This window comes from Georgenia sp. (genome assembly GCF_054605595.1).
Map to the genome: position 1 here is coordinate 1 of NZ_JBTSDU010000168.1, position 5,436 is coordinate 5,436.

Genomic DNA, 5,436 nt, shown 5'->3' on the forward strand with positions numbered 1-5,436 from the left:
CGCACGAACCGGGGTAGTGCAGACCGCGCGAGGGCACACGCTGACGCTCCCGCGAGTGGCAGTGAAATGGATAACCCATGTAGCCAAGTCCCGGCGGGCCGGCAGGGCAGGCCGGCACTCCCAACGGCCACGCCGACGACGACTGGGTCAACCTGACTTGCCCCCACCAGGGTGGCGCGGCGGACTCCAGCAAACGACGCAACTGAACCGTCGTTACCGAGCCCGCGGGCGATGTGGGAACCGGTCCGGCCACCATCGAGGCTCCCGGTCTTGGCGCCTACCCGTCCCACCAGGGCAGGCTCGGCTGAACGACGACGCCGCCAGACCGCGCGGGCCCTGTGCCGGGCGTCAGAGCCCCTGCCATTCCGGCTTCGCCGCGTAGGTGCTGCGGAAGTAGTCCGCGAGCTGCAACCGCCCCGCCGCAGCGGCGTCGACGAGAACGCTCACGTGCGGGTGATGCTGCAGGACCGTGGCCGGCCACATCGCGCTGACGGGACCTTAGACGAGGTGATGGATCGCTTCGGCCTTGGCACGCCCTGTCGCGATCAGCACGACGTGCCGCGCACTCATGATCGTGGCGAGCCCTTGCGTCAGGCAATGGCGGGGCACCTGGTCCACGTCGCCCCCGAAGAATCGAGCGTTGTCCAATCTGGTCTGTTCGGTCAGCGTCTTGATCCGGGTTCGTGATGCGAGCGAGGATCCGGGCTCGTTGAACCCCACGTGGCCGTCGGAACCGATCCCAAGAATCTGCAGGTCGACTCCCCCGGCATCGGCGATCGCGGCCTCATACCCTGCGCACGCGGCGACGACGTCCTCTGACAGACGTGGATGCGAGGTCTCGCCCCGGCGTCGAGTGCAGGGCCGATCCCTGCGTGTCAAGGTGAGTTGAGACCAGCGGTTCATAGCAAGTCGTCCCTCGCAGGGCGAGATCAGGATCAACCATCATGAGCATTTCGACTCTTCCGTCGCCGGCGCCGGTGTCCACCGATGATGGGGGTATGAGTAGTTCCCATCCTCGTGCGGGTGGCCCGCGGCGGCGGACGTTCACCCCGGAGCAGAAGCTTGCCCACCTGGCGGCGTATGAGCAGGCCAGTGCGCAGAACCAGGGCGGTGCGTACCTGCGCCGGGAGGGCCTGTATTCCTCGCTGATCAGCGAGTGGCGCCGGTTGCGTGATGCCGGCGTGCTGGCGGGCAAGGCGCCCGGTGAGGCGATCGGGCGCCCGTCGAAGGACCAGGCCGAGATCGCCCGGTTGCGTCGGCGCCTGGAGGTGACCGAGCGGCGGCTGGCCACGACCGAGACCGCGCTGGACATCATGGGAAAAGCGCACGCGCTCTTGGAGTCGATCTCCGAGAGCGCGACCGACGAGCCGCGCAAGAGGCGCTGATGGGCGCTTACACCGAGCTCGTCAGTGCCGGGACCACGACCCGGGACGCGGCCCGGCTGACCGGGATCTGCCGGGCCACCGCCCACCGGCGCAGCGCCCGGCCCACCCCGATGGTCCGCGTCGTCGTCCCGACCAACCGGCTCTGCGACCTCGAGCGGGCCCGGGTGCTCACGGTGCTCAACAGTGCCGAGTTCGTCGACGCGGCCCCGATCCAGGTCTACGCCACGTTGCTGGACCGTGGGGTCTACCTGTGCTCGGTCTCTACGATGTACCGCATCCTGGAGGAGAACGCCCAGGTCAAGGAACGGCGCCGGCAGGCCCGCCACCCGGCCCGTAAGCGCCCCGAGCTGGTCGCTACCGCCCCGGGTCAGGTCTACACGTGGGACATCACCAAGCTGCCCGGACCGACCAAGGGCGTCTACTACGACGCCTACGTCATGATCGACATCTACTCCCGCTATATCGTCGGCGCCCACGTCCACGCCCGTGAGTCCGCTCCGCTGGCCGAGGAGATGATGAAGGAGGTCTTCGGTGTCCACGGCATCCCCGCCGTGGTCCACGCCGACCGGGGCACCTCGATGACGTCCAAGACCGTCGCGGCCCTACTCGCCGACCTGAACGTGACCAGGTGGCACTCGAGACCGAAAACGTCGAACGACAACCCGTACTCCGAGGCGTGGTTCAAGACCCTGAAGTACGCCCCACCCTTCCCCGACCGGTTCGGCTCCCTGGTCGACGCGAGGACCTTCATCGAGCACTTCGTGGCCTGGTACAACCACGAGCACCACCACACCGGGATCGGCCTACACACCCCCGCCGACGTCCACTACGGCCTCGCCGCCACCAAGGCCACCGAGCGCGCCCAGGTCCTCGCCGACGCCCGCGCCGCCAACCCCGCCCGCTTCAGCACCGCCACCACCCCGAAGATCCTCGCCCTGCCCGACGCGGCCTGGATCAACAAGCCCGAAGAGCACCAACCCACCGACCCGGCACAACAAACCGAAGTCGCCGCTTAACACCCACTGGCCTCACCTACCTTGACAAATTCCGGGGTGGAGGCGCTGCTCACCATGTCCCGTCGGTTCCTTCCCGGCCTCAGGGGTCCAATTCTCAGGGGTGCTGACCTATCGGTGCCGGTATGGCTCTTTGCCCCAGTCGTTCATGATCCGGGGGGGTGTTGCCGCCGGGACCGGCAGGTGGCCAGTGATCGCTGATAGGGGCCGGGCCAGACACCCTCGTCGGGTGCGGAGTCGCCTTCGTAACGTGGATGCCAGGGCGGGCTGCAGCGCTCGAACGCGCTCGAAGAACGTCCTGGCAGCCGCCGGGAATGGCGCTGCCGCCGTCGTCTTGGTCCCAAATCAGCGAGGGGTACTGGGCGGCCGCGTCGTCGCGCTCGGGACGGTCCTCGGAGAGCAGATAGGCCGCCGGGTCAGCAGGCGCCTCCTCGATCTGGCCTACCCCGTCGCAGCCGTGCACCTGACGGTCCTCTGACCTTGGGTCGTACACCGGGGCATCAGTGACGCCTCAGGGCTGCAGTCGCTCGATCCTCCAGCCTTCGCCTGTCCGAGTATAGGCGATCCGGTCGTGCAGGTTCATCGCGCCGCTCTGCCAGAACTCCACGAAGTCCGGCTGCAGGGCATAGACATGCCAGTGGTCGGGTCGCTCGAGCTCGACTTCCTCGAACCGGCGCTCAGTCGCCAGGAACTGAGCCTCCAGCGCGGCGCGATCGGCGATCGGCTCCGACTGACGGTTGGCGCAGTAACCAATCTGAGAACGGCGTGGCCGGGCATGGAAGGCGTTGTCGCTCACCTCCGAAGGCAGGATGACGACGTTGCCCCGAATGCGCACATGGCGCTTCAGGGCCGGCCAGTGCACGCTCATCGCGGCGCGCGGCTGGACCGCGAGTTGGCGACCCTTGCGGGCGCGGTTGTCGGAGAGGAAGGTCAGGCCACGTTCGTCGATGTCCCGAATGACGACCACCCGGGCGTCGGGATGTCCCTGGTCGTCGACTGTCGCCAGGGTCACCTCAAGGTGATCGGCCACGCCCTCGCGCCGAGCGTCATCAAGCCATGCCCTCACCTGCTCGAGGGGTGTGGGCGCAACCGAATCTTTTGAGAGCAACCAGACCGACCCAGACCTCGTGATTGATGGTGCAGTTGACGCTCATCGCCATCTGCGCTTCTGCATACAGTCTAGCCTCGACCTTTCACATCCGGGGCGTGGGGTGTGATGCTTGCCTGGGAGGTGGGCGGTGTCATAGCGTCGTAGCAACAGTGCTGGTCGGGTGAGGGGTTGTTGGTGGGACGCAGGTTGGCTGTTAAGCGTCACGGTGGCTGACGATCCTGGCGTCGTGGTCGGTGACGACGGGCGGTGATGGCGAGGCCCCCGGGCCTGGTGGCCCGGGGGCTTTTGGTCGTCATCGAGACGTGGTGGTCGTCAGTGGTGACGGCGGGCCTATTCGGTGTTCTCGGTGATCGCGGACTGGGCGGCGGACAGGTCGACGATGGACTTCTCGGCGGCGAAGGTCGCGATCAGTGCGGAGACGGCGAGGTTGTTGATCGAGCGGGGGTAGCCGCGGGAGGCCTGATGGATCGCGGCGATCGCGTCGTCAGAGAAGAGGGGGTCGGAACGGCCGGCGAGGGAGAGGTGGTGACGGACGTAGTCGGTGGTGTCGGTCAGGTTCATCCCGGTGATGGCGTAGCGGGTGGAGACGCGTTGGTCCAGGGCGGCCAGGACGGCGAGCTTGAGCCGGCGGCGCAGGGTGGGCTGGCCGATCAGGAGCAGGGCGAAGTTGGCGCCGGTGTCCATCTCGGTGTTGGTCAGCATCCTCAGGGACTCCAGGTCGGTGTTGGTCAGTAGGTGGGCCTCGTCGAGGACCACGACGGGCAGGCGGGCGCGTTCGTCGAGCTCACCGGCGAGCAGGTGGGCGGTCTGGGAGGCCAGCACCCCGGAGTAGAACGCGGGTTGGCCGCCCAGGGCGGTGACGATGGCGGTGTGGATCCCGCGCATGGTGATGGTGGGGTCGGCGATGTAGATGATCTGGTGGCGGGAGGGCTCGAGACCGGCCAGGGCGGCGCGGACGGCGACGGTCTTGCCGGCGCCGACCTCGCCGGTGATGACGCCGAGCTGGCGTTGGGCCACGCACCACTGGATGCGGGCGACGGCCTCGCGGTGGGCGGGGTGGGGATGCAGGCCCTGGGGTGGGATGTTGCGGGAGAAGGGCATGGTCGTGAAGCCGTAGTGGGCCTGGAGGCGGTCGATGCTCACCGGGCCACCTCCTTGAGGTTCACGGCCCCGCCGGGGGCGGCTGTGTCGGTGAGGGTGGTGAAGGTGATGGGCTGGGCGGTGATGGTGTCCTTGTGGGCGGTCTCGATCAGGCGTAGGTAGTCGATCCCGGAGGTGGCGGCGGCGCCGGTGTCGGCGTCCGCGGCGGCGCGGGCGGCCTTGGGGTGGACGTGGCGGGAGATCTCCAGCAGGGCGGCCTGCCCGGCCGGGACACCGCCGGCGGCGGTGACGGTGATCGGGGCGGTCAGGTCGAAGGGGTCGTAGACCAGCTCGACGCGGGCCCCGGCCAGCAACGGGTCGACCTGGTAGGTGTTGGCGTGCAGGGAGACCGTGCCGGCCTTGGACACGCTGCGGTGGGCGGACCAGCGGAACGCCTCGGCGATGATCTCGGCGTCCTTGTGGTTCGGGCGGCGCCCTTCCCAGCCGGCGTCCCACCGGGTGATGGGGCTCTGCCCCGTGGTGGTGTGGACGCCGTGGTGGTAGACGACCTCGACCCAGGAGGTGAACAACGCGTTCAGCTCCTCCAGGGTGGTCACCGCCGTTCCCGCCGCGGCTGCCCGCGCCGGCGCCGGTATCGTCTGGGCCGTCGCGGTGGTGATCTCGGTCAGGAACTGGGAGGTCACGGTGTTGAAGAAGCGCTCGATCTTGCCCCGGCCCTGGGGCCGGTAGGGGCGGGAGTGGATCAGCCGGATCCCCAGCCTCGCGCAGATCCGCATCAAGGACGCGTCGGAGAACGCCGAGCCGTTGTCGACGTAGACGGCCTCGG

The 5,436-nt window shown here is 68.5% G+C and carries 4 protein-coding genes and 1 pseudogene; 1 reads left to right on the forward strand and 4 read right to left on the reverse strand.

Annotated elements, in window-relative coordinates:
* Positions 1 to 348: 348 nt before the first annotated feature.
* Positions 349 to 822 (reverse strand): annotated as a pseudogene (locus ACYC1Z_RS13985) (6-phosphogluconolactonase); the annotation flags it as partial.
* 176 nt (positions 823 to 998) lie between these two features.
* Between ACYC1Z_RS13985 and ACYC1Z_RS13990 the strand changes: the two are divergent.
* A protein-coding gene (locus tag ACYC1Z_RS13990; RefSeq protein WP_461410132.1) for an IS3 family transposase occupies positions 999 to 2,401 on the forward strand; the annotation gives its coding sequence in 2 pieces (ribosomal slippage) (positions 999 to 1,326 and positions 1,326 to 2,401; 1,404 coding nt in all).
* Positions 2,402 to 2,909: 508 nt separating this feature from the next.
* On the opposite strand, the gene pdxH is transcribed toward ACYC1Z_RS13990, so the two are convergent.
* The 3 genes from pdxH to ACYC1Z_RS14005 all read right to left on the reverse strand — a co-directional run.
* The gene (gene pdxH / locus ACYC1Z_RS13995; protein ID WP_461410133.1) at positions 2,910 to 3,506 is read right to left on the reverse strand and encodes a pyridoxamine 5'-phosphate oxidase; all 597 of its coding nucleotides are present in this window, start codon (positions 3,504 to 3,506) and stop codon (positions 2,910 to 2,912) included.
* A 333-nt stretch (positions 3,507 to 3,839) separates the two neighbouring features.
* A complete protein-coding gene (locus ACYC1Z_RS14000; RefSeq protein WP_461410134.1) occupies positions 3,840 to 4,652 on the reverse strand; it encodes an ExeA family protein in 813 nt (270 codons plus the stop codon).
* A partial coding sequence (locus tag ACYC1Z_RS14005; protein ID WP_461410135.1) for a Mu transposase C-terminal domain-containing protein occupies positions 4,649 to 5,436 on the reverse strand: 788 nt, incomplete at its 5' end. The genes ACYC1Z_RS14005 and ACYC1Z_RS14000, both read right to left, overlap by 4 nt.